Genomic DNA, 509 nt, shown 5'->3' on the forward strand with positions numbered 1-509 from the left:
ACACCAGCAAAAGACTTTTCATGTGTCTCTTTGCCGTTAGAGGTATCATAGCTTTCTGATAGGGTGATATTATTGCCGGCATCAATGTTGACATCACGATCCGCCGAAACAATGGTTGCTTGTAAATTCACATCATTGCCACCATTGATCTGCACATCTTGGCGTGCCGTGATGTGTGATTGTGTGGAAGTGGTTTCCCATTGATCGCCCGTATCTTTGGCGCTTGCAATTCCAACACCTACAGAAGCACCGCTGTTGCTCTTTTCAAACTGAAACCCAAAGCCTGTACGTTCTTCCTTTGAGTTTGACTTATGGCTATTATGACCAACAAGCACATTGACATCACGAGTTGCCGAAAGGTTAATATTCTCACCTGCAAGATCAGAGCCAACAATTGTCACATCTTTTTTCTTGGCAGTGATGTTGATCGTACCATCCGCATTGAGAGAAGAACCTTGATGCTCAAAACTCTCTTCATTTTCTGTCTTTCCCTCACTCCCGTATATCGA

The 509-nt window shown here is 43.8% G+C and carries 1 protein-coding gene; it reads right to left on the reverse strand.

Going from position 1 to position 509, the window contains the following annotated elements; translation table 11 throughout:
* Positions 1–509, reverse strand: a 509-nt coding sequence (locus ACFILW_RS11400) for a hemagglutinin repeat-containing protein (RefSeq protein ID WP_375685875.1), incomplete at both ends; no start/stop codon positions are given.

Origin of the sequence: Bartonella sp. TT110JLCBS, assembly GCF_042193405.1 — a bacterium.
GTDB lineage: Bacteria > Pseudomonadota > Alphaproteobacteria > Rhizobiales > Rhizobiaceae > Bartonella.